Origin of the sequence: Bacillus sp. AFS073361, from assembly GCF_002567005.1 — a bacterium.
Classification (GTDB): Bacteria; Bacillota; Bacilli; order Bacillales; family Cytobacillaceae; genus Neobacillus.
Genome location: NZ_NUZU01000094.1, coordinates 1 through 222, shown reverse-complemented (window position 1 = coordinate 222; position 222 = coordinate 1). Strand labels below are relative to the sequence as shown.

1 protein-coding gene is annotated in these 222 nt (G+C 55.4%); it reads right to left on the bottom strand.

The window, feature by feature from the left end; all coding sequences use genetic code 11:
* A partial coding sequence (locus COJ96_RS25490; protein ID WP_218936528.1) for a hypothetical protein occupies nt 1-222 on the bottom strand: 222 nt, incomplete at both ends.

Sequence of the window (222 nt, the reverse complement as noted above, 5' to 3'; positions counted from 1 at the left end):
CTTCATAGGCTTCCCGCCCGATAAAGAGGAACTGCGGGGAGGTGATACGCAGTTCGGTATCCGTCACGGCATTTTTCAGTAAATGCGCAGGGGCATTGCTGTAACTGGCCTTCACGCCCTCAAAAATTTCAACCTGACGGGTCTGATCGTCTTCCAGACACAGCGCCTGACACTGCTCAACGCTCAGTTCATCGGCGGCGAGCTTCTCCATCAGAACGGGCG